Genomic DNA, 24,758 nt, shown 5'->3' with positions numbered 1-24,758 from the left:
CCTCGGGGCCGGGGTGCGCCTGTGCCCCGGCCCCATTGTCGGCTTCTGTCTGGGGCGGCGGTCTGGTCGCCTACAGGCCCCCACCGCCCCGCCGCACTATCCTGCCGGGCATGGACATTGCAGAGCGCTACATTCGGCTGGCCCACGCCCTGGACGTGCATTCGGAGGGGTTTATTGACGGCTACGGCGGGCCCGCCGAATGGGCGGTGCGTGAACGCCGCGCCCCCGAGGCCCTGCGCGACGAGGCCGCCGAGCTGCTGTCCAGCGTGGCGGCCGAGCCCGACGAGACCCGGCGCACCTGGCTGCAGGCCCAGGTGCGCGCCATGCACACCCTGGCCCGGATGCTGAGCGGCGAGGCCCTGGCGTACACCGAAGAGGTGCGCGGCCTGTACGACATTGAGCCGCGCCGCGCCGCCGAGGCCGACCTGCGCGCGGCGCTGGCCCAGCTGGACGAGGCCCTGCCAGGGTCAGGGACCCTGCTGGAGCGTGACGAAGCCCTGCGCGCCCGCGTGGCGGTGCCCAAAGACGACATCCTGCGCGTCTCGGCGCCCATTCTGGCTGAACTGCGCGCGCGGGTGGCGGCCCGCTATGGCCTGCCAGACGGCGAGGACTTCAGCATCGGGCTGGTGCAGGACAAGCCCTGGAGCGGCTACAACTGGCCGCTGGGCAACCTGAACAGCCGCATTGACATCAACACCGACCTGCCGGTGCTGCTGCCCGGGTTGCCGGACCTGCTGGCCCACGAGGGCTACCCCGGCCACCACACCGAACACGCCACCAAGGAAGCGGTGCTGGCGCGCGAAAAGGGCTGGCACGAGCACCATATTCAGCTCATCAACGCGCCGGAATGCGTGGTCTCGGAGGGCATTGCGGTCAACGCCCTGCGCGCGGTGATGACCCGCGAGGAGGTGGAAGGGTGGCTGACCGGCGACCTTGCTGCCGTGGCCGGACTGGACCCGGACGATGTGCGCGCCTTCCTGGCGGCTTCACGCGCCCGCGAGGGCCTGCGCGGCGTGAGCGGCGAGGCGGCCATGCGCCTGCATGCGGACGGCCAGAGCGAGGCCGAGGTACTGGACTTCCTGCAGACCTACGCCCCGGCCAGCGAGGCCCGCGCCCGCCAGAGCCTGCGCTTCATCTCGCAGCCCACCTTCCGGGCGTACATCTTCACGTATTCGGTGGGGGGCGATCTGGTGCGCGCCGTGCTGGACGCCGGGGGCCCCGAGGCCTACGGGCGACTGCTGCGCGACCCCCTGACGCCGGGCGGGCTGCGCAGCGGCCTCTGACCGCGGCGCGCTTCCGGCGCCCTATGGCCCAGTGAGTGGCACCGAGGGGTACTGCTGCCGGAAAGCCCTGTAGAACTGCTGCCAGGCTCGGTCCACCTTGGCGCGGTCAGCCGCGCTCAGCTCGGCGGCGCCCGTGGCCAGGCCAGCCAGCATGGCCACATGGCTATTGGCCAGGAGACTCGAGAGCTGCGGCACGTCCTCCATCAGCAGGCTGGTCAGGGTGTAGGCGTTTATCATCTGCAAGTAGCCCTGCTCGGCCTCGGCCTGGGCCGTGGCGCTGCGGTCATCGGCGTACTGGGCTTCGGTGTAACGAATCCGGCCCAGCAGAAACAGGGACAGCGGGTTGTTCAGCTCCTCGCCCGTCAGGGTCAGCACCTGCCGCTGCCGCTCTTCGCCGGCCACCTGCCCGGTGATCAGCATGTAAAAGTAGGCCCCAGCCCAGGCCCGTTCCTGGGTTGTCACTTCAGCGCCCAGCAGCGCGGCCTGCTCGAAGCCAGAGGCAGTGGTCAGGGCCATCAGGAACTCGTTGGTCCGGGCCAGGGGTTCATGCGGCAGGGCTTTCCAGCCACCGCGTTCATAGAGGGCTGCCAGCCGCTCCAGGTTGGCAGCCGTGTCCATCTGGGTGCGCAGGCGCGCGGCCACCTGCGGCTCCTGAAAGGTGACCGTCAGCCACCTCTGACCATCCGGGCCCGGTTCCGCGGCGGCCAGGGCCACGCTGCCCTGCGCGTGGGTCTGTGCGGTCCCCGGGTCCAGGAGGCTGTGCAGTGCCGACCGGGCGGCGGGGGCTCCAGCGCCAAAGCGGCTGGTCAGGAAAGTTTGCACTGCTCTGAGCCGTGTGGCTGTGGCCTGCTCTTCCAGCTTGACGGCCACCAGTTGCCCCTGGATGAAGACGAAGGTGGCATCCACATCTTCCCCGTGAAACGTCAGCCCGTCGCGCAGGCGCAGGGCCGTGCGCCCGAAGCCCTGCGCGAAGGCGTAGGTTCGCCCGGGAAAGCTGGCCTCCAGTCGGCGGCGGACCTCGGCCAGCGACTGACCGAACGGAAACTGGGCATACCCGCTGACCGCCTGTGCGGCTGGAATGGGCAGGGGAGGGCGCGGCTGACCGTAAGCCAGCGGCAATCCAAGCCCCAGGGTCAGCGTGGTGAGGAACGTGATGCGGCGGCGCATGGGCAGACTGTACCGGGCACCTGGAAGCGGCGTTGCCCCACATGCGGCGCCCGGCCAGACCCTGGCCCCAGTGTTGAACGCGCAAGGCTGAACCCCGGCTGTGCAAGCTAAACTCTCTTGCACATGCCGCTGGACACCGGTTCACAGCTTGCGGGGCGCTACAACCTGCTGACCCTGCTGGGCGAGGGCGGCAGCGCCCGCGTGTTCCGCGCGCACGACACCCTGCTCTCGCGCGAGGTGGCCGTGAAGGTGCAGCACGCCCACGTGCCACCCTCGGACCGCGAGCGCTTTCTGCGCGAGGTGCGCACCCTGGCCCGCCTGACCCACCCCGGCGTGGTGCCGGTGTTGGACTTGGGCACCGAGCAGGATGGGGGGCGGCCCTTTTTCACCATGCCGCTGATGACCGGCGGGCCGGTGACCGCGCTGGGGCCCCTGGAAGACGCCCCGGCGCCGCTGGCCCGCTTTCTCACGGCCGCCGCTTTCAGTGCGCGCGCCCTGCACTTTATTCACGAGCAGGGCATCACCCACCGCGACCTGACCCCCGGTAACATCCTGCTGGACGAGGCGGGGTGGCCGCGCATCATGGATTTCGGGCTGGTGGCGCTCACGGAACAGACCCGGCACCTCACCCGCAGCGGGGTGACCCTGGGCACGCCCGCCTACATGGCCCCGGAGCAGGCGCGCGGCGTCGGCGTGGGCCCGCACAGCGACCTGTACGCCCTGGGGGCGGTGCTCTACCGCGTGGCCTGCGGCAGTCCGCCCTTCGTGGGTGACAGCGACCAGAGCGTGCTCTACCAGCACGTGTACGAGGCCCCCCCCGATCCCCGCGACCTGAACCCGGCGGTGCCCGACGCCGTGGCGCGCGTGCTGCTGCGGCTGCTGGCCAAAAAGGCCGCCGAGCGCCCGGACAGCGGCGAGGCCCTGGCCCACCTGTGGGCGCTGGCGCGGCGCGACGTGTGGAGTGCCCACGCCCGCGGGCAGTACCGGGGCGGGCGCGCCCGCAGCGGCGAGCACCCCGACGGCCCGGGGCAGGTGGAGGGCCTGCGCGAAGCCTGGAGCGTCTCGCTGCCCGGCGAGGTGACGTGGCCCGCCGCCGTGATGGGGGAGGGCGATCTGGTGGCGGTGGGCACGCGCGGCGGGCAACTGGTGCTCACCCACGCTTCGGGCCGCCCCTTTGCCACCTACGCCGCGCGCGACGAGGTGACGGCCCCCGCCACCTTTCACGGCGGCCACGTGCTGTTCGGCGCCTGGGACGGGACCCTGCGCCGCGTGAACCTGCTGAGCGGCGCGCAGCTGTGGCAGCACCAGGCCCGCGCGGAATTCACGGGCGCCCCGACCCTGTGGGGCGGGCAGGTGCTGGCCAGCAGCCGCGACGGCCACCTGTACGCGCTGGACGCCCGCACAGGCGAGTTACGCTGGGCCTACCGCACCGGGGGCCCGGTGGCCGCCAGCCCGGTGCTGTGGGCCGGCGCCGCCCTGATCTGCGACGAAAGCGGCTGGTTGCACGCCCTGGACGCCCGCAGCGGGCACGCGCTGTGGAAAGTCGAAGTGGGCACGGTCCACGGCACCCCCGCCCTGCTGCCGCTGGAGGGCGCCGAGGCCACCCTGGTCGTGGCCACCTGGGAGGGCGAGGTGCACGCCCTGGCCCTGAGTGCCGCCAGTGGCCGCGCCGCCCTGGCCCCCGAACCCACCCTGTGGACCTACGACCTGGAAGATGAGGTCTGGGCGTCCCCGGCCCTGAGCGGTTCGCTCCCGGGGGGCGTGGCGGTGCTGGCCGGCTGGGGCGGCGAGGTGCGCGCCCTGCGCCTGAGCGACGGTGAGGACCTGTGGACCCACCGCTTGGGTGGCCGCGTGACCGCCAGTCCCGTGATCAGTGCCGGGCTGGTGTTCCTGGCGTCCGAGGAAGGACAGCTGTGTGCGCTGGACCTGCGCACCGGCCAGTCCCGCTGGACCCACCGCGAGGCCGCTGGGGTACAGGCCACGCCCCTGGCCGCCGACGGCACGCTGTACGTGGCCTTTATGAACGGCGTGCTGCGCGCCTACCGGGTGTTGGGCCGCAGCTCAGGCCCTCAAAGTGGATCTTGAGATCAACCGAGCGATGCGAGTCGTGAACACAGGAGGTTGGACCGGGCGTGGCGGCTGTTTGGTGCTCTCCTAAACAGTCTCCACGTGAGGGGCGATGGCCTGGGCAGCGGGCCGCACGGGTCCAGTCGCCCGCGTGGGCCACACCCAGGGGGGGCGGCACAGGCCTGGGCCGATAGCCCGCCGATCAGGGTTCCGGTTCATCCGTGATGAAAGAACGGACCCGACCGAAGGGGCCCGCAGAGAAGAAACGACGGGGCCGCAGAGGCGTGGGGGCGCCGAAGCGACGCGCAGGGGCTGGAACGGATGATCTGGCATCCGTCTGAGCCTCCCCGCATGCCTGGACACTCTGGAATAAATCTCACGCAGGGATGACATTTGCTTTCACTTGCCGGCCTACACTGAGCCCACCGACCGCGCCGCGGCCTGTTGATAAGGAGACGCCCCATGCCGAATATTGGACCCGCTGAACTGATCGTGATTCTTCTGGTGGCCCTGGTGGTGTTTGGCCCGCGCAAGCTGCCAGAACTGGGCAAGAGCCTGGGGGCGGGCCTGCGCGAATTCCGCCGCAGCACCCAGGGCCTCAAAGACGAGTTTGAAGGCAGCATGCGCGACGGCCCGGCCCGGCCCACCCAGACCATCGCCCCGGCCGCTGTCGCCGCGCCAGAGCCCGCTGCGCCTGTCTCGGCCCAGAGCGTGGCGGCCCCCACGGCAGCGGCACCCAGCCAGCCCGAACAGCGCTAAAGCTCCTCTCCGTGAAAGGCCCCCCATTGTGAGGGGCCTTCTTCGTTGCACGCCGCTTTTCGAGGGCGCGCGAGGCGCAGGACAGCTGACCAACTGCGTGCTGGGCGACTCTTTACCCACTGGCCAGATCGCGTGGGCGGTAGGTCACCGCCTCGGCCAGGTGGGCCTCGCGGATGTCGGCGCTGCCAGCCAGATCAGCCACGGTGCGCGCCACCCGCAGCACCCGGTCAAAGCCGCGTCCGGTCAGGCCCAGTTGCCGGGCAGCGGCGCGGGCAAAGGCTTCAGGGCCGCTGCCCAGCGGGGCGGCCTGCCGCAGTGCCTGCCCGTTCAGGTCGGCGTTGCGTGCGCCCTGCCGCGCCTGCATGCGCTCGCGGGCGGCCTGCACCCGGGCGCGCACAGCGGCCGAAGGCTCGGGTTCCGGCGCGCGGGTCAGTTCGTCCACCGTCAGGCGGGGCACGCGCACCAGCAGGTCCAGGCGGTCGAGCAGCGGCCCACTCAGGCGCGCGGCGTAGCGGGTGCGTTCGGCAGGGGTGCAGGCGCAGGCCTTTTCCGGGTCGCCGTGGTGGCCGCAGGGGCACGGGTTCATGGCCCCGATCAGTTGAAAGCGCGCCGGGTACTGCACACTGGCCCGCGCCCGGCTAATGGTGACGTGGCCGTCCTCCAGGGGTTGCCGGAGGGTCTCCAGCGCCTTGCGCGAGAACTCGGGGAATTCATCGAGGAACAGCACGCCCCGGTGGGCCAGGCTCACTTCACCTGGGCGCGGCACGCTGCCCCCGCCGATCAGGCCGGCGTCGGACACCGTGTGGTGGGGCGCGCGGTAGGGCGGGTTCAGGTTCAGTTGCCCCCGGGTGCCCAGCAGCCCAGCGGCTGAGTGAATTCGGGTCACCTCCAGGGCCTCGGCGCGGGTGAGGGGCGGCAGCAGGCCTGGGGCGCGGCGGGCCAGCATGGTCTTGCCACTGCCCGGCGAGCCCACCAGCAACAGGTTGTGCCCACCGGCCACCGCAATTTCCAGCGCCCGGCGGGCCCCGGACTGTCCCTTCAGGTCGGCCAGATCCAGCAGGTCGGTGTCTGTGCGCTGGGGCGTGGGCGGCAGCGTCAGGTTCAGCGGGGCCTCGCCACTGAAATGGCGCACGGCGTCGGCCAGGTGGCGCGCGCCGTACACCCGCAGGCCATCAATCAGCGCGGCCTCGGGGGCGTTGCCTTCGGGCAGCAGCACCTCGGCCTGCTCGTTGGCGGCCAGCAGCGCCAGATTCACCGCCCCGGCAATGGGGCGCAGGCTGCCGTCCAGCGCCAGCTCGCCCGCGATCAGGGTGCCGGCCAGTGCGGCCTGGGGCAGCAGCTCCTGGGCGGCCAGCAGCCCCAGGGCAATGGGCAGGTCGTACAGCGGGCCTTCCTTGCGCAGATCGGCCGGGGCGAGGTTCACCGTGATGCGCGCCGCCGGGAACGGCAGCCCGGCATTGCGCACCGCCGCACGCACCCGCTCGCGCGCCTCGCTCACCGCCTGGTCGGGGAGGCCCACCACCGTGAAGGCGGGCAGGCCCGGCGAGACATCCACCTCGACTTCAACGGGGACGGCATCCACCCCAATCAGGGCCACACTGCGGGCGCGGGCCAGCATCAGGCGGGCCTCGGAAGGGCGAAGACGATCACACCGGGCAAGCTAGCAGGGGGGCGCGTGGCGTGTTGCCGCATTTGCAGGCCCCCGACCCGCAGGCGCAGTCTTTTGCAGCTGAGCGAGGCCCTTGACGGATACGGACTGCCGTCTATGTCCGAACCATGCAGAAAAGAGCTGGACGCCCCTCCACTTTCCGGACGTCCGCCCTTTTTCCATCTCTGCCCCGCCGCTCTGCGGGCCCCTTCGGGTGCGGCCAGAAGCCGGCTGAGCGGTCCTTACTCCTCGCTGCTGTCGCGGCCCTCGCGGGTGCGGCCGTCATCGGCGCCGCTGCCGCCTTCCACCAGAGCACCGGGGCGCACCACAGCCGGCACGGCGCTGGTGGTGCCGTTCACCACGGCGGGCACCACCCCGGCGAGGTCGTCGTCGCGCCGGGCCTCGCCGGGGCGGGGGTCGTTGATCAGGTTGCCGCCCTCCTGCTCAATCTCTTCCACGCTCTTGCCCAGGGGGGCGTCGCCGTAGCGGTTGTCGCCTGTCATGGGGCAGTGTGGCGCGCGCGGTGCGGCCCGGGGGTGAGAGGGGCAGCCGCTTTTTCTTTACGGCCCGCCAACGGCCGGCACGTTCACCAGAGGTTCAGGCGCGCTGGGCGCGGCCCGCAGCGGCAGGTATGCTGGGCGGGTCGAAGAGGAGGACCCATGACCCAGCGTGCCCCGAGTGAGCGAGCCGTGCAGGCCCTGCAGGCCACCGGTATGAATGAAACCCCCCTGGCGGCGCTGGAGCGCGACGACGCCCTGTTTGCCCTGACCGCCCAGACCCTGCTGTACCAGGACAGCGGCGGCACCCGGCGCGTGACCCTGCGCGACCTGACACGCATTCACAGTGACCAGGAAGGCACCTTGCGGGTGGAAACGCCGGCCGGCACCGCCCTGACCGCCAGCCTGCTGGGCTTTGACCCGGCCAGCGTGCAGCAGTTCTTTGGGCAGGTGCGTGACGCCACCGCCCGCGCCAAGGAGCAGCCCAGTTCGCCGCTGCCCCAGACGGGCACGGCCAAAACCTTTGCCCCGGCGCCCAGCCCTGCGTCGGCTCCGGCCGCCCCTGCTGCCACGGTTCGCCCCGCGCCCACCCCGGTCCCACCCGAGCGCACGGTCATTCAGGCCAGCCCCGAGCGGCAGGACGAGCCCCGTTCGGCCGCCGCGCCGCGGGTGGCCGTGCCCGAAGCGGCGCCCGCTGTCACCCGGCCCGACCCGGTGCCGGCCACGCCCCAGCCCGAGCGCCCCGCGCCCAGCCCGGTGGTGATTTCGTCCTCGGGCTTCAGCCCCTCAAGGCCCGAGGCGCGTCCAGAGGTTCCGACCTCGGCCCCAGCCGCGCCGGCCGCCGGACTGCCCCTGCGCGGGTCGGCGGGCGCGGCCGCCACCCTGGCCCGGCAGGCCGATGGAGTGGCCGGGCTGAGCGGGCGCCTGCGCCTGTTGGGCGCGGTGCTGTTCGTGGGCGCGCTGGCCCTGGCCTTTTTCCAGTTTCAGGGCGGCGAGCCGCTGGCCGGGCTGTGGACCCTGCTGGCGGGCGGCGTGGGCACCATTGCGGTGATGGCCCTGGCGGACCTCGCGCGGCTGCTGGTGGCTCTGGCACGCGCCTCGGTGGAGGGGGCCGGGCTTCTCGATGTGGACTGAAGCGCGCGAGTTGCTGCGCGGCGCCGTTGCCATTCCCTCGGTGTCTGGGCAGGAGGCCGAGGTGGCGGCCTATCTGCAGGGCTGGATGGCGGCGCGCGGATTTGAGGCCCATATCGACGAGGCAGGCAACGCCGTGGGCGCGCGCGGCCACGGCCCCTTGACCGTGGTGCTGCTGGGCCACATGGACACCGTACCGGGCGATATTCCAGTGCGCGAGGAAGAGGGGGTGCTGTACGGGCGCGGGGCCGTGGACGCCAAGGGGCCGCTGTGCGCCTTCATGGCGGCGGTGGCGGCCCTGCCCGAAACCGCCCTCACGCGGGCACGCTTCGTGGTGATTGGCGCCACGGAAGAAGAGGCCCCCAGCAGCCGGGGCGCGCACCACGCCGCGCGCCGCTGGCAGCCGGACCTCGTGCTGATTGGCGAGCCCAGCGGCTGGGAAGGCCTGACGCTGGGGTACAAGGGGCGGCTGGTGGTCAGGGCCCAGGCCACCTGCCCGAACTTCCACACGGCGGGCGAGGGCCGCAGCGCCGGTGACGACCTGACCGAAGCGTGGTTCCGGGTGCGGGCCTGGGCCGCGCAGGCAGGCGAGCCGGGCGGCGTGTTCGGCGGGGTGCAGGCCACCGTGCAGGACCTGCAGGCCAGCACCGACGGCCTGACCCAGCGCGCGGCGGGCACCTTTGGCCTGCGCCTGCCGCCCGCCGTGGCCCCACAGGCCGCCGAGGCCGCCATCCGTGAGGCCCTGGCGGACCTGGACACGGTGACCCTGACCTTCGTGGGCCACGAAACCGCCGTGCGCCACCCCAAAGACAACGCCCTGACCCGCGCCCTGCGCGTGGCAATCCGCGCGCAGGGCGGCACGCCCGTGTTCAAGGTCAAGACCGGCACGAGTGACATGAACGTGGTGGCCCCGCACTGGCCGGTGCCCACGCTGGCCTACGGCCCGGGCGACAGCGCGCTGGACCACACCCCCAACGAGCACCTTGCCCTGGCCGAGTATGACCGCGCGGTGGCGGTGCTCACGGCGGCACTGGGCGCACTGGCCACAGGCGCCGCGCCGTGCGAAGCTCCCAAGGCCCGGTGAACTGGCCTTCACGCGCCCGGCAGGCGGCACCCGCCATGATGCCCGGGCGATGTTTGAACCCGTCACCCTGATCCTGCTGCTGTTTGTGGCGGCGCTGGTGCTGTTCGCCACTGAATGGCTGCCGGTAGACGTCACCGCCCTGGGCCTGCTCTCGGCGCTCTTGGTGCTGGGCCTGATCTCGCCCAAAGCCGCCTTTGCCGGCTTTGGCAGCGATACGGTGCTCACGCTGGCCTCGCTGTTTATCCTCACTCGGGTGCTGCTGCGCGCCGGGGTGATCGAGTGGATTGGGACGGCGCTGGTGCGGCGCTCACGCAACGCGGCCGGGACCCTGCGCGCGTTGCTGGGCACAGTGGCGGGCATCAGCGCCTTTACCAGCAACACGGCCACCACCGCCGTGTTTCTGCCGGTGGTTTCGGGCGTGGCGCGCCGGGCCGGGCTGCATGCCAGCCGCGTGCTGATGCCGCTGGCCTTTGCCAGCATTCTGGGCGGCACCATCACGGTGATTGGCACCAGCACCAACCTCGTGGTGTCGGGGGCGCTGCCGGCCCTGGGGCAAAAGCCACTGGGGTTTTTCGAACTGGCCTGGGTGGGCGTGCCGGTGGCGGTGGTGGGGCTGCTGTACCTCTTTTTTGTGGCGCCGCGCCTGCTGCCGGCCCGGGACGCAGGGCTCGAAGAGCGGCTGCGTGCCTACCTGGCTGACCTGACGGTGGTGCCGGGCAGCGCCCTGGTGGGCCAGACCCTGCGCGAGGCGGGCCTGGGCCGCGACCACGGCCTGACCGTGTTGGCCGCGCGCCGGGGCCAGGACACCCTCTACGCCCTTGGGCCCGACTTCCTGATCCAGGAGGGCGACACCCTGACCGTCGAGGGCCACACCGAGCGCATTCTGGCGGGCAAAAGCACCCTGGGCGTGGTCAGCAAAAGTGAGCAGAAACTGCAGCCGGCCGACCCCAGCGGCGTGCGGCTGGTTGAGGCGGTGGTGATGCCCGGTTCACCGCTGCTGGGGCGCACCCTGAAAGAGGCGCGTTTTCGGGAGCGCTACGGGGTCTCGGTGCTGGCCCTGCACCGCCGCGCCCGCACCCGCGAGCGGCTGGCCGGGCTGCGCGTGCACGTGGGCGACGTGTTGCTGGTGCAGGGCAGCCCCGAACGGCTGGGCGTGCTGGACGAGCATCTGGCCGTGCTGGGCGACCTCACCGAGCACGTGCGCGACCTGAAACGGGCGCCGCTGGCCCTGCTGCTGTTTGGCGGGGCGGTGGTGCTGGGCGGCCTGGGTGTGGTGCCGCTGGGGGTGGCAGTGGTCGTGGCCGTGGCCCTCAGTCTGGCCCTGCGCCTGATTTCCCCCGAGGAGGCCTACAGCGCCGTGGAGTGGCCGGTGATCGTGCTGGTGGCCTGCATGCTGGCCTTTGGCAGCGCCTTTGAAAGCAGCGGCGCGGCCCAGGTGCTCACCGGGGCCCTGTCGGGGGTGCTGGAGCCGCTGGGGCCTTATGGGCTGCTGGCGGCGCTGTTTCTGGTCACCGTGGCGCTGACCCAGCCCATGAGCAATCAGGCGGCGGCGCTGGTGATGCTACCCCTGGCCATGGGCACCGCCAAGGCCCTGGGCTACGATCCCCGGCCCTTTGTGATTGGCATCACCGTGGCCGCCAGCAACTCCTTCATTACTCCGCTGGAGCCGTCGTGCATGCTGGTCTATGGCCCCGGGCGCTACACCTTTGCTGATTTCGTGCGGGTGGGCGCGGGCCTGACGGCGGTGACGTTCGCGGTGGCCCTGCTGATCATTCCCCGCGTCTGGCCGTTCTAGAGCAGTTGACATAAAGATGATGTTGGGTTTCGACCCTCTCCCCTCGTGGGAGAGGGCCTCGCGCAGCGAGGGGTGAGGGGGTTCTATGGTCAACCGCTCTAAGCGCGGCGCCTGACGAAGTCGCTTGTTGAGAAGGCCGCCTGCTCATGCTGCCGTTCAAAGCGGTTGGGTATCCCGCGTAGCGGGGGAGAGCGCAGGTCGCCGCCACCTCCTACGCCCGCCTTGGGGTCAGCCATCGGGCTGGTGGTCAGTGCCGCAGTGCCCGTGCAGGCGCGCGTCTGGCGGCATCAGTGCTGAGGCGGCAGGGCGCGCAAGGCTCTGCCGCGATTTGCTTCAGGAAGGGCTGGACAACCCGCACCGTGCTTCACTGGTGGGCCGGCGCCGCAAAGTCGTGCGGCCAGCCCAACGGCCAGCCGCCACTTCACCCCTCTGTGTGAAGCGGCGGCTGCGCGGGTGGCGCCGGGGTTAGATAAACAGAGGCGCGTCCGGGTCGTCGGGCAGGGGCCGGTCCTTGCGGGCCAGCAGCGCGGCGGTGGTGCCAATCCCGATGATCGCGCCCAGGGCAATCACGATCAGCGCCCAGGTGATGCGCGCATGCGATTGGTCAGGATTGCGGTCTGAAGCCATGGCCGCAGGATACCAGGGTGCCCCTGAACACGTTCCTTACACGGGGTTCAGAGTTTTGGCGGGGCAGGCAGAGTGCGCGGCAGGCGGGCCCACAGCAGCAGCAGGGCCGCCCCGCCCAGGGCCACCAGGGCCAGCAGCCCCCAGCGCGGGCCCAGCACCCAGTCCCGGCTGATCAGGGTGCTGGCCAACAGGGCGCCGGGCGGGCCCATGCCCACCAACACAAAGGAATACAGGCTCATCACGCGTCCGCGCAGGGCGTCAGGGATGGTGAGCTGCACGGTGCTGTTGGCGCTCACCAGGAGGCTCAGCATGCCAAAGCCGCAGGCGGCCAGCACCGGAAACGCCAGCGCCGGGCCCGGCGTCAGCGCCAGCAGCGCCGCGCTGCCCAGCAGCAGCAGCGCCCCCAGGCGCAGGTTGCGCAGCGGGTTGGGTTTGCTGGCCTGCCACAGCGCCCCCGCCATCGCCCCAATGCCAAAGGCCGCCGACAGCGCCCCGAAAGTGGCTTCCCGCGCGCCAAACACCACCCGGGCGTAGTAGGGAATGATCACATTGAAATTGATGATGGTCAGGCTCAGGGCGCCCACCAGCAGCATCACGTGGCGGACGGTGGAGGTGGCGCGCACATAGCGCAGGCCCTCGCCAATGTCGGCCAGCATGCTGGCGGGGCGGGCCTGTTCCCGCTCGGGAAAGGGCAGGGTGGCCAGCACGTACAGCACCACGAAAAAGGACGCCACGTTCAGGTAAAAGGGCAGGGCCAGCCGCGCCACGTTGTCGGTGTCGCCCCCGGCCAGTACGGTCACCCCCAGCGCCGCCACCACCCCGAACAGCGCCTGCCCCAGCGTGCGGCTCACATTGAACGACAGGCTGTTGAGCGCCACCGCGTTGGGCACGTCGCTGCGCGGCACAAAGTCCACCACCATGCTCTGGCGTGCGGGCATATCAAAGGCGTTGGCCACGCCGCCCACAAAGGCAATCACCATCACCAGCGGCAGGGTCACCAGATTGAGGTGGGTGGTGACCGCCAGCGCCAGGGCGGTCAGCAGCAGGGTGATCTGGGTGCTCAGCAGCACCCGCCGCCGGGGAACGCGGTCCACCACGGCCCCTGCAAACAGCGACAGCAGCAGGCTGGGGGTGAACTGTGCCACCGTGACCCAGCCCAGCGCGGCGCTGGAGCCCCCCGAGAGTTCCAGCACCAGATACTGCTGGGCCGTGGCCTGCATCCATGAGCCCACCAGCGACAGCAGCTGCGAAGTCCAGTAGCGCCGGTAGTCCGGGTGACGCAGGGCAGAAAAGGTGCGCTGGCGCCAGCGATCAAAAGCGGCGGTCATGCAGGGCCTGCGGTCACTGCCAGGCAGGCCCTGCGGGGCGGCGGAATCCTTCCCATGCGCTTCACGCCGCCCACCATACGCCTGGCGTTCGCCCTGGCTCCCCGCAGGAATGCACAGAAGGCGCGCCCTGGGTCCCGCCCCTCTGGACGCAGGCCGGGGAATGGGCCCACCCACAGCCCAGGCTCATCGTTGGGTCTGGGGCGCCCGGCCCCGCAGTGGTTGCAAAGAAAGCCGTTGGGCGCGCCGTGAGGGTGGCCCAGGCGCCACCCACACTTGCAGGGGAGCGGGCGCCGTGTTACGGTGCGCGGGTCTACCCCTGGTGTTTTCTTCACGCTGGTCTCATGGCGGCCGCCTCTTGCCTGCCTTCCCCCCGAGTGATCCCGTGACCCACACCCCCCCCACCCTTGTCGCTGCGCGCCTCGCCCTGCTGGTGGGCGCCCTTGTGCTCGGTCAGGGCAAAGCCCAGACCGCCGCGCCTGCAGATCTGCGCGTGGCCTCCAGTGTCACCGTACAGGCGGGCGATACCGCCTACAGTCTCGCGCGCCGTGCCGGGCTCACCCTGGACGCCCTGCTGGCCCTGAACGGCCTGAGCACTCCAGACCTGAAGGTGGGGCAGGTGCTGAAACTGCGCGCCCAGGGGCCAGCTGCCGTGCAGGCGCAGGGTCTGCCCGCCGCGCCCGCCCTCACCCACACGGTGCAGGCGGGCGACACCCTGTTTGCCCTGGCGCGGCGCTACGGCGTCAGCGTGGACGCCCTGCTGGCCGCCAACGGCCTGAGCAGCGGCGCGGTGGTCCGCACGGGGCAGGTGCTGGTGCTGCCGGCCGGGGCCCAGGCCAGTGCTGTGGCCAGCGCGGCCCCGGCCGCCCCAGTGTCCGTCCCCGCACCCGCGCCGCGCCCCGGCGTGCAGGGCTCGCCCTTTGTGCCGGGGGGCCCGGCGCCCAGTGCGCCCCAGGTGCAGCCCGGCGCCCCCATGCCGCAGCCCGGGCGGCCCACCAGCCAGGCCCCGGCCCTCCCTTTGGCGGAAACCCCCAGCCCCCTGGGCCCCAGCGCGGACTGGCGGCAGGCTGCCCTGGCACTGCTGAACACGCCCTACCTGTATGGCGGCACCACCCCGCGCGGCACCGATTGCAGCGGCTTTGTGCTGCAGGTCTTTACGCCTCTGGGGGTCAGCCTGCCGCGCACCAGCGCCGATCAGGCCAGGGCCGGGCAGGAGGTGGACCCGGACGACCTGCAGCCCGGCGACCTGGTGTTTTTCGACACCGAGGGCCGGGGCCGGGTGACGCACGTGGGCATTTATCTGGGTGAGGACCAGTTCGTGAGTGCCAACAGCTACCAGGGCCGCGTGACTGTGGACACCCTGCGCGCGGACCGCTACTGGGGCCCCCGGTACCTGCTGGCCCGCCGCATCCTGAACAGCCCCCTGGCCAGCCGCTGAGGCGCTGAAGGGGGCGGGGGGCCTGGGGCGACAGCGGCCCCGGTCCCCCCGTTCACCCTAAGCGGCAGACGCTGTGGGCCCGGGCGTGCGCCAGCGGCCCCGGCTCAGGGCCAGCAGGGCCGCCACTGCCAGCAGGCTCAGCAGCAGCCCGGCGTGCCCCCCGCTCAGAAAGGTCAGGGGCAGGGCGGCGCCCAGTGCCAGCGGCGCCAGCAGCAAGCGGCGCAGTGGGGCCCCTGGCAGCACCAGCAGCGCCAGCCCCAGGCCGGCGGCGGCGCCCAGCGCCTCGGCCAGCAGCGGCGGGAGGTAGGCGGTCAGCACCCCGCCCAGGGTAAAGCCCAGGCCCAGGGCCAGCAGCGCGCCGGCCAGCGCCAGGGGCGGCAGGGGCCGGCGGCGGCTTTGGGCCCAGGCCAGGGCCAGCAGGGCGCTCAGGCTCAGGGCCACCGCCTGGGCCACATGCACCTTGCGCAGCGTTTCGCGCAGATTGCCGCCGGTAAACACCACCGCCACGTCCTGCGCCGTAATGGCGTCGGTCAGGTGCCAGCGCAGGGTGGTCTGGCCGCCCAGGGCCGCGCGGGTCTGGCTGGTGGGGAACAGGGCGTAACGCTGGAACTTGGCGGGCCGGTCCGCATTCAGGGTCAGGTCGAAGTCGCGCAGGGCCTCGCGGCGGCTCAGCACATAACTCCAGCTGCGCGCGCCCTGGTGGCGGTAGCGCACCTGCACCGTCACGCTGCCGCGCGCGGGCACCTCGCCTTCCCAGCTCTGGCCACTGTCCTGGGCGCCGGGGCGCAGCGGCACGCCGTTGACCACCAGGGCAAAGCCGCTCAGGGTGCCGCTGCCCTGCGGCAGGGGAAAGGTGAAGCGCATGGTGGCGGGGGTGTCCAGGGGGTTGCTGAAGCGGTAGGTCGCGCCAAATGCCGCCGTGTAGTAGGTGCCGCGCCCCCCCGCCGGATCGGTGAAGCGCAGGTCGGCCTGCACCACCGCGCGGTCCAGGTCCACCGGGCGCTCGGTCAGCAGGGTGACGGCGCGCGAGTAGGTCAGTGTGTTGCCGCGCCGCACGAAGCCTTCTTGCAGGTCCTGCACGCTGCCAGGGGCGTCGCCCAGGTAGGGCAGCAGCCGGGTCCATTCGTCGCCCACCCCAATGCGCGCCACCACGTCGGGCGGCAGCGAGAGGCTGCGGGTGTAGGTGCGCGTTTCGAGCAGCGCCGCGCTTGGGGACGGCTGCGCGGTCTCGCCCCCTTCCGGGTCGGCGGCGTTGGCGTACCGGGCACTTTGCTGGGCACTCAGGCGCAGGTCCACCGCGCGCTGGGTCAGACCCGTGGCCAGCGTGGCTCCGGCAAGCGCCAGCGCCAGCAGCAGCCAGCCCGTCATCTGGGGCCCGGCCCGCAGGGCCGCCGCCAGTGCGGCGCGCGCCCGCTCACGGTCCAGCAGGCCCAGCAGCAACAGGGCCAGCAGGGCCGCCCCCAGCAGCGCGCCCAGTGGCAGCGCCAACCGCACCAGCTCATGCAGGGCCGCCAGCAGGGCAGAAACAGCAGCTTGAACCATGTCAACCTCCGGTGAGTAAAGGACTCATTGGAGTACACCACTCAAGCAAGGGGGTGGCGTCCCTCTTTTGGAGGAGGGGGGCGGCTGGCGTAAGCTCAGGGTATGCGCCCCCTGCTGCTGCTCCTGTTGTGCACCCTGGCGTCGGCGGCACCCGCCCCCTCCGTGCGGCCGGTGCTGGCCACCCTGGGGGGTGAAGCCCAGCCCTACCTGCTGGGGGCGTGGGCGCAGGGCCGCTGGCTGGGTGCTGACGCGGCCCGGGGACAGGTGCCGGCGGGGGCCACCTATACCCGCCTGCAGCTGGGCGCCGCGCCCCAGGCGGTGCGTGGCGGCAGTGTGCAGCCTCTGGACGTGCCCTGCGAGCAGACGCTGACCGTGCCGGTCTCGCCTGCCCCAGTGCTGCCGGGCGGCGCCCTGTTCGCAGGCGCGGGCGGACCGCTGCAGCCGCGCCCGGTCACGGTGCTACCCACCGCCAACCCCACCTACGCGGCGCTGGTGAAAGCCGAGCTGCAGCGCCGGGGCCTCCGGGCGCCGGTCGTCACCCTGACCCGTCTGGTGCGCACCGATCTGGACGGCAACGGTGCCCAGGAGGTCCTGATTGAAGCCAGCCGTTTCCGCGAGCGCAGCGGCGACTTTCCGCCGCCCGTGGGGCAGCCTGGGGACTACAGCCTGCTGCTGCTGCGCCACGTGGTGAACGGGCGCGCCGTGACGACCGTGCTGGGCGGGCATGTGGCCCCCCTGACCCCCTGGGACCCAGACGCGGGCGCCCCCATGCCCATGGCCACCCTGTACCGGCTGGTCGGGGTGGCCGACCTGAACGGCGACGGCCGCATGGAACTGGCACTGAGCAGTGCCTACTATGAGGGCGCGGGCGTCTCGGTGCTGGAGTGGCGCCCGGCCGGGGTGCGCCGCACGCCCCTGGAAAGCGGCTGCGGGGTCTAGGGCCCGGCCAGAGCAAACTGCTCTAGACTTGGCCACCATGAGTGAGCGTGTCTTGGTGGGCCCGGCCGGAGCGCTGCCCGAGGGCGGGCAGGTGGCGGTCACGGTGGAGGGTGTGGGCGTGGTCGTGGTGCATTTTGAAGGGCAGTTCTACGCGCTGCGCAACAACTGCACCCACAAGGACTATCCGCTGCTGGGCGGCGCCGTGAGTGACGGCCGCATCACCTGTGAGAAACACGGCGGCCGCTTTGAACTGGCCACGGGCAAGGCGCGGGCCCTGCCTGCCGTGAAGCCTGTGCGCATCTACCGCACCGAAGTCGAGGACGGCCAGCTGTACGTCTGCGCGCTCTAAGGACCTCGCCCCGAGAATGGAAACGTTTCGGCGCTCTTCTGAAACGTTGAAATAGGAGGGGCGAGGTCCTTTTTTCGCTTCTCGCTCTGCTCGGTTGATCTCAAGATCAACAGCGAGTGACTTAGTTCAGGTCCTTGGGCCCCGGGTCTGGCGGCCAGGGCAGTCCACGCCCGCCGCGCAGGGCGTACAGTACGGTGGTTCCATCCGTTGGTGTCTGAGCCGGCCTCGTGGCCGCCGGAGGTCTTATGCTGGACGACCCGCAGCCCAAGAAACGTAGGCGCAAGGCCCAGGCGGCGCCCGAGCCGCTGGTGCCGCCCCTGATCACGCCCAATCTGCGCGACAGCCGCGCGCCCGGGCCGCTGCCCGCCCCGGCCCGGCCCCGGCGCGTGACCCTGGCCGCCTTCCTGGCACCCCCAGCGCCTCTCCAGGGGGCGCCCACCCAAGAGCCGGCGCTGCGCCGCCGCGCCCGGCGCCGGCGCTAGGGCTGCCTGTGGGGGCGGGGGGCCAGACGCGGCGCTGACGGTTCAGGGTCCCGTGCTGTAATACCGTGACACTGCCCTGACCGCTGGCCTGTCTACTGCCCAAGGAGTCTGTCACTGTGCCCCCCAAGAACACTTCGCGTCCGGTTTCCACCTCTGTCTCGTCCGCTGCCCGGCCGCGGCGGGCCTCTGGTCCGGCCGCCTCCAACCAGACCCACAGCACGGTGGCCAACCCGCAGAGTCCCCTGCTCAACCGGGAGTTGTCGTGGCTGGCCTTTAACGAGCGGGTGCTGGCCGAGGCCAGAGACGAGCGCAACCCCCTGCTGGAACGCCTGAAATACGCGGCCATCTGCGGCAGCAACCTCGACGAGTTCTTCATGGTGCGCGTGGCAGGCATTCACCGCCAGATTGCGGCGGGCGTGCACACCCCGGGCCCCGACGGCCTGCCCCCACAGGACACGCTGACCCTGGTGCGCGACCGCACCCAGGTGATGCTGCGCGAGATCGAGGCGGTCACGCGGCGCATTCTGCGCGACCTGGGCCGCCAGGGCGTGAAACTGGCGCGCGTGTCTGAGCTGGGGCGCCGGGCACGGGCGCAGCTGCGCGAGCATTACCTCGCCGAAATCCAGCCGGTGCTGACCCCGCTGGTGGTGGACCCCAGCCATCCTTTTCCGTACCTCAGCAACCTCAGCCTGAACCTTGCGGTGCTGCTGGACTCTGGCGAGGACGACGAGCCCGAATTCGCCCGCGTGAAGGTGCCGGTGGGCGTGCTGCCGCGCGCCGTGTGCATTGCCGACACGGTCCTGCTGCTGGAAGACGTGATCGCCGCCCACATTGGCGAACTGTTCAAGGGCCGCCGGGTGCTGGCCGCCCACGCCTTCCGCGTGACCCGCAACACCGACTACGAGTTCGAGGAAGAGGAAGCCGAGGACCTGCTCGCCACCATTGAAGACGGCCTGCGCCGCCGCCGCTTTGGCTCGGCGGTGCGGCTGGAGGTGGTGCGCGACACGCCGCCGGCCCTGATCACCTTCCTGCAGGAGCGCCTGCGCCTGGCCCCCGAGGACATCTTTACGCTGGAAGGCCCGCTGGGCACCGCTGACCTGATGGGCCTGCCCGTCAAGCGCCCAGACCTGACTTTCGAGCCGTACTCGCCCGCGGTACCCGATCTGGACGGCGACGAGGAAGACGGCATCTTCGACACCATCCGCACGCGCGACGTGCTGCTGCACCATCCCTACGACGGCTTTGCCAACATTCTGGATTTTCTGGAAGAAGCCAGCCGTGACCCCCAGGTGCTGGCGATCAAGCAGACCCTGTACCGTACGGGCGACGATCCCCGCCTGCTCAGCGCCCTGCGCGCCGCCGCCGAGAACGGGAAACAGGTGGTGGCCCTGATTGAACTCAAGGCCCGCTTTGACGAGCAGCGCAACATCTCCTGGGCCCGCAAGCTGGAGCGCGCCGGCGCCCACGTGGTGTACGGCGTGGCGGGCCTGAAAACCCACGCCAAGGTCACCCTGATCGTGCGGCGCGAAGAAGGCGGCCTGCGGCGTTACGTGCACATTGGTACCGGCAACTACAACGCCAAGACCGCCCGCCTGTACACCGACCTGAGCCTGCTCTCGGCTGACCCCGACCTGGGCGCGGATGTGGCCGAACTGTTTAACCACCTCACCGGCTACGCCGAGGCCGAATACACCCACCTGCTGGTGGCCCCCGACACCGCCCGCACGGGCTTTGAAGCCCTGCTGGAGCGCGAAGCTGCCCACGCCCGCGACGGTCTGGACGCCTGGGTCCGCGTGAAACTCAACCAGCTGACCGACCCCGCCATGATTGAGGCCCTGTACCGCGCGGCGGCGGCGGGCGTGCGCGTGGAACTGATTATTCGCGGCGTGTGCTGCCTGCGCCCCGGCGTGGAGGGTCTGTCCCAGAGTGTGCGCGTGCGCAGTCTACTGGGGCGCTACCTGGAACATGCCCGCGTGTTTGCCTTTGGCAACGGCGGCAGCCCGGAAGTGTATTTCGGCAGCGCCGACTGGATGAGCCGCAACCTCGACCGCCGCGTGGAAGTGATTGCCCCGGTGCTGGACGACGGCCACCGCGAAACCTTCCTCAGCATTCTGGACACCGAATGGGCCGACACGCGCGGCTCGTGGGAATTAAACGCCAAGGGCGAGTACGAGAAAATTCCCGGCGATTTCAGCGCCCAGGCGACGTTTGCGGCGGCGCGGCATCCGGGGTAAGGGGGCAGCGGTAAGCGGTGCGCGGGCAGCAGGAAAGGCAGGAGGGGAGAGGTTGAAGGTGGGTGGGGCAAAGGGTGGTCAGCGCCACGTCACTGCATGACCGCAGGGATTTCCTGCCGCTTGAACGCCTGCTCTGCAAGACACAACGTGCGACTTGAACGGAAGGCCCTGACTCCTCCCCCTTGCGGGGACTCGCAGAGCTGCGAAGCACAGGTTGGGAGGGGGGGTGGCGAGTTTCGCTCGCCTTCGAGCTCGACGAGCAAAACCAGTTTTGCCCCGATGTCCCTTTCACGACAACTCGTAGCAAACAAGGTGGGGGGCAACAGGTTCCAGCAGCCTGCCCACGCTGAGCCCGCTTCACTCCCTCCATCCTTGATCGCAGTCCACCCCCCGACCAACGGCCTTGACAGGGGAGACCAGTCAGAGGGACCCCGCAGCTCCTCTTTTCCCGCGTACTGCCTCCCGCTTCCCGCACCCACAACAAGAACACCCCAGACCATTCCGGTCCGGGGTGCCCAGCAACGTCCCTCAGGCGTTAGCCCTGGTTGTCGTCGCCTTCGGTCTTCTTGTCGCCGCCCAGGCCAAACTGCGCGAACAGGTCAGCGTAGACGTCGCCCAGCTTGGTGCTGATCTTGCCGCCCTGCTGGGCGTCCTTGGCGTTGTAGTTGTAGTCGGCGCCGCCTTCACGGCGACCACGGCCACCGCCGCGCTGGCCACCCTGGCCGCCACCGCTGCTGTAGCGGTCGCTGCGGGCGCCGCCACCCTGCGACACGTAGTCGCGCTGGGCGGGCACGCTGCCGCCACCCAGGAAGCGGCGACGCGACAGGCTGGCGCGCTGCTCCACGGGGTCAATGTTCAGAATGACGGCTTCAATCTCGTCGCCCTTCTTGAACAGGTCGGCGGGGTTGTTCACGCGCTGGGTGTCCAGCTCGCTGATGTGGATCAGACCCTCGATCCCCTCTTCGATCTCCATGAACACGCCGAAATCGGTCATGCCGGTGATCTTGCCCTTCACGGGGGTGCCGGGGGGGTAACGGTCAGGCAGGGCGCTCCAGGGATCGTCCGTGGTCTGCCGAATCCCGAGGGAGATGCGGCGGTCCTTGGGGTCAATGCGCAGGATGACGGCTTCGACCTCGTCGCCTTCCTTCATCACTTCGTTGGGGTGACGCACGCGCTTGGTCCAGCTCATTTCGCTGACGTGCACCAGACCTTCCAGACCCGACTCCAGCTCCACAAAGGCGCCGAAGTTGGTCAGGTTGGTGACCTTGCCCTTCACGCGCTGGCCGATGTGGTAGCGCTCGGTGGCACCTTCCCAGGGGTCCTGGGTCAGGGCCTTCATGGACAGGTTGATGCGCTCGCGCCCGCCGTCCACGTCCATGACCTGCACCTGCACCTTGTCGCCCACCTTGACCACGTCGCGGGGGTGGTTGAAGCGGCCGTAGGTCAGTTCGCTGCGGTGCACCAGGCCGTCAATGCCGCCCAGGTTCACGAACACGCCGAAGTCGGTGATTTCCACCACTTCGCCTTCAAACTGCGCGCCGGGCTCCAGCTGACCCACGGTTTCTTCGCGGGCCTTGGCCTTCTGGGCTTCCAGAATGGCGCGGTGGCTGATGATCACGCGGTTGCGCTTGCGGTTGAGCTCAATGAGCTTGACCATCAGGGGCTTGCCCACGTAGGGGTCCAGGTCATTGACGCGGCGGGTGTCCACCTGCGAGGCGGGCAGGAACGCACGGATGCCCTCGACCTGCGCGACGAGGCCGCCGCGCACCTTTTCCAGCACCTCGACTTCAAAGGCTTCGCCCTGCTCCTGCATCTTTTCCAGAACGCGCCAGCCCTTGTCCTGATCGGCGCGCTTCTTGCTCAGCACGATCTGGCTGTTGGGCAGGTCCACGCGGACCACGTAGGCTTCGATCTGGTCGCCGGACTTGTACATCTCCTGGGCCTGCTCCAGCGTCACGGGCTCGTCGCCCAGCTGGTTCAGGGGGATGATGCCTTCCACCTTGGCGCCAATGTCCACGGCAATGCCTTCCTGGCCGATGAACACGATGGTGCCGTCCACGATGTCGCCGCGCGTGACGCTCTGGGGCTCCTGGGCCTCACTGGCCAGGATGTCCTCCATGGTCATCGCGGGGTACTCGCGCTCCTCGGTGGGGGCGGGCGCGCTGGGCTGGGTGGTGCCCGTCGTGGGCTGAGTCCCGCCTTGCTGGGCGGGGGTCTGGGTGTTGTCTTCCATGAACTCCTGTCCTCCTGGGTTCACCGGCACTCCGGCCCGTGAAACCGACCTGATACCTGCTCTTCGTCCACACCTGACCAGCTGGTCAGCAGCATGCAACGGGCGCGGCAACACCTCAGTGTATCAGAGTTCAGGGAGGCGCGGCAACTGCGGTCTAAACGCGCTTCAGCGCCTCTTGCCCCCCGGGGTCGGCCCTGCCGGACATTCACGGGCAGGGGCCCCCACCCTTGACGGCTGCGCGCGGGTCCATCTATACTCCCTGACGCTGCTTTGCCAGAAAGTGGCGCGCCAGAGTATGTGGTGGGGCATCGTCTAATGGCAGGACGTCGGTTTCTGGCACCGTTAATCAAGGTTCGAGTCCTTGTGCCCCAGCCAGAGAAACTCCGCTGAAAAGCGGGGTTTTTTTCATGTGAGGCGGGCGGCGCCTTTGGGGCAGGCTCATCTGGGGGGAAGCGCTTCCAGGGCCGCGTCGCTTAGACTTCGCGCATGACTCCTGCGCACGAGTGGTACAAGAGCGCCGTGTTCTACGAGCTGTCGGTCCGCACCTTTGCGGATGGCAACGGCGACGGCAAGGGCGATTTTCCGGGCCTGACCGGGCGACTGGACTACCTGAAAAACCTGGGTGTGGACTGTCTGTGGCTGCTGCCCTTTTACCCCAGCCCCCTGCGCGACGACGGCTACGACGTGGCCGACTACGTGGGCATTCACCCGGACCTGGGCACCCTGGAGGACTTCAAGGTCTTTCTGCGTGAGGCCCACGCCCGGGGCCTGCGGGTGATTGGCGACCTCGTGACCAACCACACCTCCAGCGACCACCCCTGGTTCCAGGCGGCGCGGCGCGGCCCTACGTTGCCCGACGGCAGCCCCAACGAGTACCACGACTATTACGTCTGGAGCGATACTGGCACCGAGTATGCGGGCGCGCGCATCATCTTTACCGACACCGAAACCAGCAACTGGACGCGCGACGACCAGTGCGGGCGCTACTACTGGCACCGCTTCTTTTCCAGCCAGCCGGACCTGAACTTCGATAACCCCCGGGTGGTGGAAGAACTGCTGTCGGCCGCGCGCTTCTGGCTGGACCTGGGGGTGGACGGCTTCCGGGTGGACGCCGTGCCTTACCTGATCGAGCGCGAAGGCACCAACTGCGAGAACCTGCCCGAAACCCACGCCATCCTGAAAAGGATGCGCCGCATGGTGGACGAGGAGTACCCGGGGCGCCTGCTGCTGGCCGAAGCCAACCAGTGGCCTGAAGAGGTGGTGGAATACTTTGGCACCGACGAGGACCCCGAGTTCCACATGTGCTTTAACTTCCCGGTGATGCCCCGGCTGTACATGAGCCTGAAGAAAGAGGACACCACCTCGATCCGCGAGATCATGGGCCGGCTGCCCCAGATTCCCAAATTCGGGCAGTGGGCCACCTTCCTGCGCAACCACGACGAGCTGACGCTGGAAATGGTGACCGACGAGGAGCGCGCCTTTATGTACGCTGCCTACGCGCCGGACACCCGCATGAAGATCAACGTGGGCATTCGCCGACGGCTGGCGCCGCTGCTGGACAACGACCGGCGGCGCATTGAACTGCTGACCACCGTGCTGCTGGCCCTGCCGGGCAGCCCCATCCTGTACTACGGCGACGAAATTGGCATGGGCGACGACCTGAGCCTGGCCGACCGCAACGGCGTGCGCACGCCCATGCAGTGGAACGCGGGCATGAGCGGCGGCTTTTCCACTGCGTGGCCGTCCGACTGCTTTTTTCCGCCCATCAGCGACCCGGTGTACGGCTTTGGGCGCGTGAATGTGCAAAGCCAGGAACGTGACCCCAGCAGCCTGCTGAAATGGACCGCCCGGCAGCTGGAAGTGCGCCGCGCCCACCCGGCCTTCGCCCACGGCGAGCTGCAGTTCATTGACACCGACAACCCGGCCATTCTGGCGTTTACCCGCACCACCGCGGACGAAACCCTGCTGATCGTGAGCAACTTTGCTGCCAATGCCCAGGCGGTGCGCCTCGAACTGGGCGACCACGTGGGCCGCACCCCCGTCACGCTGTCCGGCGGCAGTCATTTCCCCGTGGTGGCCGAAGCGCAATACCCCATGATTCTGGGGAAATACGATTACTACTGGCTGCGCCTCAACTGAGTTGAGGATGAATGGGTGA

At 70.2% G+C, this 24,758-nt stretch carries 19 protein-coding genes and 1 tRNA gene; 13 read left to right on the top strand and 7 right to left on the bottom strand.

Going from position 1 to position 24,758, the window contains the following annotated elements; genetic code table 11:
* Nucleotides 1-110 precede the first annotated feature (110 nt).
* On the top strand, nt 111-1,283 hold the full coding sequence (locus K7W41_RS12185) for a DUF885 domain-containing protein (protein WP_224608762.1): 1,173 nt from the start codon (nt 111-113) through the stop codon (nt 1,281-1,283).
* 21 nt (nt 1,284-1,304) lie between these two features.
* On the opposite strand, the gene K7W41_RS12180 is transcribed toward K7W41_RS12185, so the two are convergent.
* Nucleotides 1,305-2,450 carry a hypothetical protein gene (locus K7W41_RS12180; RefSeq protein ID WP_224608760.1) on the bottom strand — a complete coding sequence of 382 codons (1,146 nt, stop codon included), beginning with the start codon at nt 2,448-2,450 and terminating at the stop codon, nt 1,305-1,307.
* Nucleotides 2,451-2,573: 123 nt separating this feature from the next.
* Here K7W41_RS12180 and K7W41_RS12175 point away from each other — a divergent pair, with 123 nt between their 5' ends.
* Together K7W41_RS12175 and K7W41_RS12170 are read left to right on the top strand one after the other, a co-directional pair.
* A complete protein-coding gene (locus tag K7W41_RS12175; RefSeq protein ID WP_224608757.1) occupies nt 2,574-4,535 on the top strand; it encodes a serine/threonine-protein kinase in 1,962 nt (653 codons plus the stop codon).
* 444 nt (nt 4,536-4,979) lie between these two features.
* Nucleotides 4,980-5,276, top strand: a complete 297-nt coding sequence (locus K7W41_RS12170; RefSeq protein WP_224608754.1) for a Sec-independent protein translocase subunit TatA/TatB — start codon at nt 4,980-4,982, stop codon at nt 5,274-5,276.
* Nucleotides 5,277-5,388: 112 nt separating this feature from the next.
* On the opposite strand, the gene K7W41_RS12165 is transcribed toward K7W41_RS12170, so the two are convergent.
* Both K7W41_RS12165 and K7W41_RS12160 read right to left on the bottom strand, forming a co-directional pair.
* A complete protein-coding gene (locus tag K7W41_RS12165) occupies nt 5,389-6,894 on the bottom strand; it encodes a YifB family Mg chelatase-like AAA ATPase (RefSeq protein ID WP_224608751.1) in 1,506 nt (501 codons plus the stop codon).
* A gap of 272 nt (nt 6,895-7,166) precedes the next feature.
* Nucleotides 7,167-7,427 (bottom strand): hypothetical protein, encoded by a 261-nt coding sequence (locus K7W41_RS12160; protein ID WP_224608748.1) that lies wholly within the window; start codon nt 7,425-7,427, stop codon nt 7,167-7,169.
* A 156-nt stretch (nt 7,428-7,583) separates the two neighbouring features.
* On the opposite strand from K7W41_RS12160, the gene K7W41_RS12155 reads away from it, so the two are divergent.
* Genes K7W41_RS12155 through K7W41_RS12145 form a run of 3 tightly spaced genes read left to right on the top strand, consistent with a single transcriptional unit; the run spans nt 7,584 to nt 11,431 of the window.
* Nucleotides 7,584-8,555 (top strand): hypothetical protein, encoded by a 972-nt coding sequence (locus K7W41_RS12155; protein ID WP_224608745.1) that lies wholly within the window; start codon nt 7,584-7,586, stop codon nt 8,553-8,555.
* Nucleotides 8,545-9,636, top strand: coding sequence for a [LysW]-lysine hydrolase (locus K7W41_RS12150; protein ID WP_224608742.1), 1,092 nt, complete (start codon nt 8,545-8,547; stop codon nt 9,634-9,636). Before K7W41_RS12155 ends, K7W41_RS12150 begins: the two co-directional genes overlap by 11 nt.
* A gap of 49 nt (nt 9,637-9,685) precedes the next feature.
* Nucleotides 9,686-11,431 (top strand): SLC13 family permease, encoded by a 1,746-nt coding sequence (locus tag K7W41_RS12145; RefSeq protein ID WP_224608739.1) that lies wholly within the window; start codon nt 9,686-9,688, stop codon nt 11,429-11,431.
* Between the two features lie 465 nt (nt 11,432-11,896).
* On the opposite strand, the gene K7W41_RS12140 is transcribed toward K7W41_RS12145, so the two are convergent.
* Together K7W41_RS12140 and K7W41_RS12135 are read right to left on the bottom strand one after the other, a co-directional pair.
* Complete coding sequence (locus K7W41_RS12140) at nt 11,897-12,058, bottom strand: hypothetical protein (protein WP_224608736.1); 162 nt, start codon at nt 12,056-12,058, stop codon at nt 11,897-11,899.
* A gap of 47 nt (nt 12,059-12,105) precedes the next feature.
* Entirely contained in the window at nt 12,106-13,386 is a 1,281-nt protein-coding gene (locus K7W41_RS12135) for an MFS transporter (RefSeq protein ID WP_224608733.1), read from the bottom strand.
* Between the two features lie 382 nt (nt 13,387-13,768).
* On the opposite strand from K7W41_RS12135, the gene K7W41_RS12130 reads away from it, so the two are divergent.
* Nucleotides 13,769-14,821: a LysM peptidoglycan-binding domain-containing protein gene (locus K7W41_RS12130; protein ID WP_224608730.1), complete on the top strand. Its 1,053-nt coding sequence runs from the start codon at nt 13,769-13,771 to the stop codon at nt 14,819-14,821.
* 57 nt (nt 14,822-14,878) lie between these two features.
* On the opposite strand, the gene K7W41_RS12125 is transcribed toward K7W41_RS12130, so the two are convergent.
* Nucleotides 14,879-16,363 (bottom strand): hypothetical protein, encoded by a 1,485-nt coding sequence (locus tag K7W41_RS12125; RefSeq protein WP_224608727.1) that lies wholly within the window; start codon nt 16,361-16,363, stop codon nt 14,879-14,881.
* 102 nt (nt 16,364-16,465) lie between these two features.
* On the opposite strand from K7W41_RS12125, the gene K7W41_RS12120 reads away from it, so the two are divergent.
* The 4 genes from K7W41_RS12120 to ppk1 all read left to right on the top strand — a co-directional run bounded on the left by K7W41_RS12120 (nt 16,466) and on the right by ppk1 (nt 20,367).
* Complete coding sequence (locus K7W41_RS12120; RefSeq protein WP_224608725.1) at nt 16,466-17,302, top strand: hypothetical protein; 837 nt, start codon at nt 16,466-16,468, stop codon at nt 17,300-17,302.
* A gap of 37 nt (nt 17,303-17,339) precedes the next feature.
* Nucleotides 17,340-17,651: a Rieske 2Fe-2S domain-containing protein gene (locus K7W41_RS12115; protein ID WP_224608722.1), complete on the top strand. Its 312-nt coding sequence runs from the start codon at nt 17,340-17,342 to the stop codon at nt 17,649-17,651.
* Between the two features lie 245 nt (nt 17,652-17,896).
* Nucleotides 17,897-18,133, top strand: a complete 237-nt coding sequence (locus K7W41_RS12110) for a hypothetical protein (protein WP_224608719.1) — start codon at nt 17,897-17,899, stop codon at nt 18,131-18,133.
* A 116-nt stretch (nt 18,134-18,249) separates the two neighbouring features.
* A complete protein-coding gene (ppk1, locus tag K7W41_RS12105) occupies nt 18,250-20,367 on the top strand; it encodes a polyphosphate kinase 1 (RefSeq protein WP_224608716.1) in 2,118 nt (705 codons plus the stop codon).
* A 535-nt stretch (nt 20,368-20,902) separates the two neighbouring features.
* Here the strand turns inward: ppk1 and K7W41_RS12100 are convergent.
* Nucleotides 20,903-22,600, bottom strand: coding sequence for a 30S ribosomal protein S1 (locus K7W41_RS12100; protein ID WP_224608713.1), 1,698 nt, complete (start codon nt 22,598-22,600; stop codon nt 20,903-20,905).
* A gap of 301 nt (nt 22,601-22,901) precedes the next feature.
* Here K7W41_RS12100 and K7W41_RS12095 point away from each other — a divergent pair.
* Nucleotides 22,902-22,975 (top strand) — tRNA-Gln (locus K7W41_RS12095).
* 111 nt (nt 22,976-23,086) lie between these two features.
* Nucleotides 23,087-24,739, top strand: coding sequence for a maltose alpha-D-glucosyltransferase (gene treS, locus K7W41_RS12090; RefSeq protein WP_224608710.1), 1,653 nt, complete (start codon nt 23,087-23,089; stop codon nt 24,737-24,739).
* Nucleotides 24,740-24,758: the final 19 nt, after the last annotated feature.

Origin of the sequence: Deinococcus multiflagellatus (assembly GCF_020166415.1) — a bacterium.
GTDB classification, from domain to species: domain Bacteria; phylum Deinococcota; class Deinococci; order Deinococcales; family Deinococcaceae; genus Deinococcus; species Deinococcus multiflagellatus.
The sequence above is the reverse complement of the archived record's forward strand: the minus strand, read 5'-3'. Positions and strand labels throughout refer to the sequence as shown.

Coding starts and splice junctions, on each gene's coding strand:
- K7W41_RS12185 (WP_224608762.1), top strand. CDS start 111: ATGGACATTGCAGAGCGCTACATTCGGCTGGCCCACGCCCTGGACGTG.
- K7W41_RS12180 (WP_224608760.1), bottom strand. CDS start 2,450: ATGCGCCGCCGCATCACGTTCCTCACCACGCTGACCCTGGGGCTTGGA.
- K7W41_RS12175 (WP_224608757.1), top strand. CDS start 2,574: ATGCCGCTGGACACCGGTTCACAGCTTGCGGGGCGCTACAACCTGCTG.
- K7W41_RS12170 (WP_224608754.1), top strand. CDS start 4,980: ATGCCGAATATTGGACCCGCTGAACTGATCGTGATTCTTCTGGTGGCC.
- K7W41_RS12165 (WP_224608751.1), bottom strand. CDS start 6,894: ATGCTGGCCCGCGCCCGCAGTGTGGCCCTGATTGGGGTGGATGCCGTC.
- K7W41_RS12160 (WP_224608748.1), bottom strand. CDS start 7,427: ATGACAGGCGACAACCGCTACGGCGACGCCCCCCTGGGCAAGAGCGTG.
- K7W41_RS12155 (WP_224608745.1), top strand. CDS start 7,584: ATGACCCAGCGTGCCCCGAGTGAGCGAGCCGTGCAGGCCCTGCAGGCC.
- K7W41_RS12150 (WP_224608742.1), top strand. CDS start 8,545: ATGTGGACTGAAGCGCGCGAGTTGCTGCGCGGCGCCGTTGCCATTCCC.
- K7W41_RS12145 (WP_224608739.1), top strand. CDS start 9,686: ATGTTTGAACCCGTCACCCTGATCCTGCTGCTGTTTGTGGCGGCGCTG.
- K7W41_RS12140 (WP_224608736.1), bottom strand. CDS start 12,058: ATGGCTTCAGACCGCAATCCTGACCAATCGCATGCGCGCATCACCTGG.
- K7W41_RS12135 (WP_224608733.1), bottom strand. CDS start 13,386: ATGACCGCCGCTTTTGATCGCTGGCGCCAGCGCACCTTTTCTGCCCTG.
- K7W41_RS12125 (WP_224608727.1), bottom strand. CDS start 16,363: ATGGTTCAAGCTGCTGTTTCTGCCCTGCTGGCGGCCCTGCATGAGCTG.
- K7W41_RS12120 (WP_224608725.1), top strand. CDS start 16,466: ATGCGCCCCCTGCTGCTGCTCCTGTTGTGCACCCTGGCGTCGGCGGCA.
- K7W41_RS12115 (WP_224608722.1), top strand. CDS start 17,340: ATGAGTGAGCGTGTCTTGGTGGGCCCGGCCGGAGCGCTGCCCGAGGGC.
- K7W41_RS12110 (WP_224608719.1), top strand. CDS start 17,897: ATGCTGGACGACCCGCAGCCCAAGAAACGTAGGCGCAAGGCCCAGGCG.
- K7W41_RS12100 (WP_224608713.1), bottom strand. CDS start 22,600: ATGGAAGACAACACCCAGACCCCCGCCCAGCAAGGCGGGACTCAGCCC.
- treS (WP_224608710.1), top strand. CDS start 23,087: ATGACTCCTGCGCACGAGTGGTACAAGAGCGCCGTGTTCTACGAGCTG.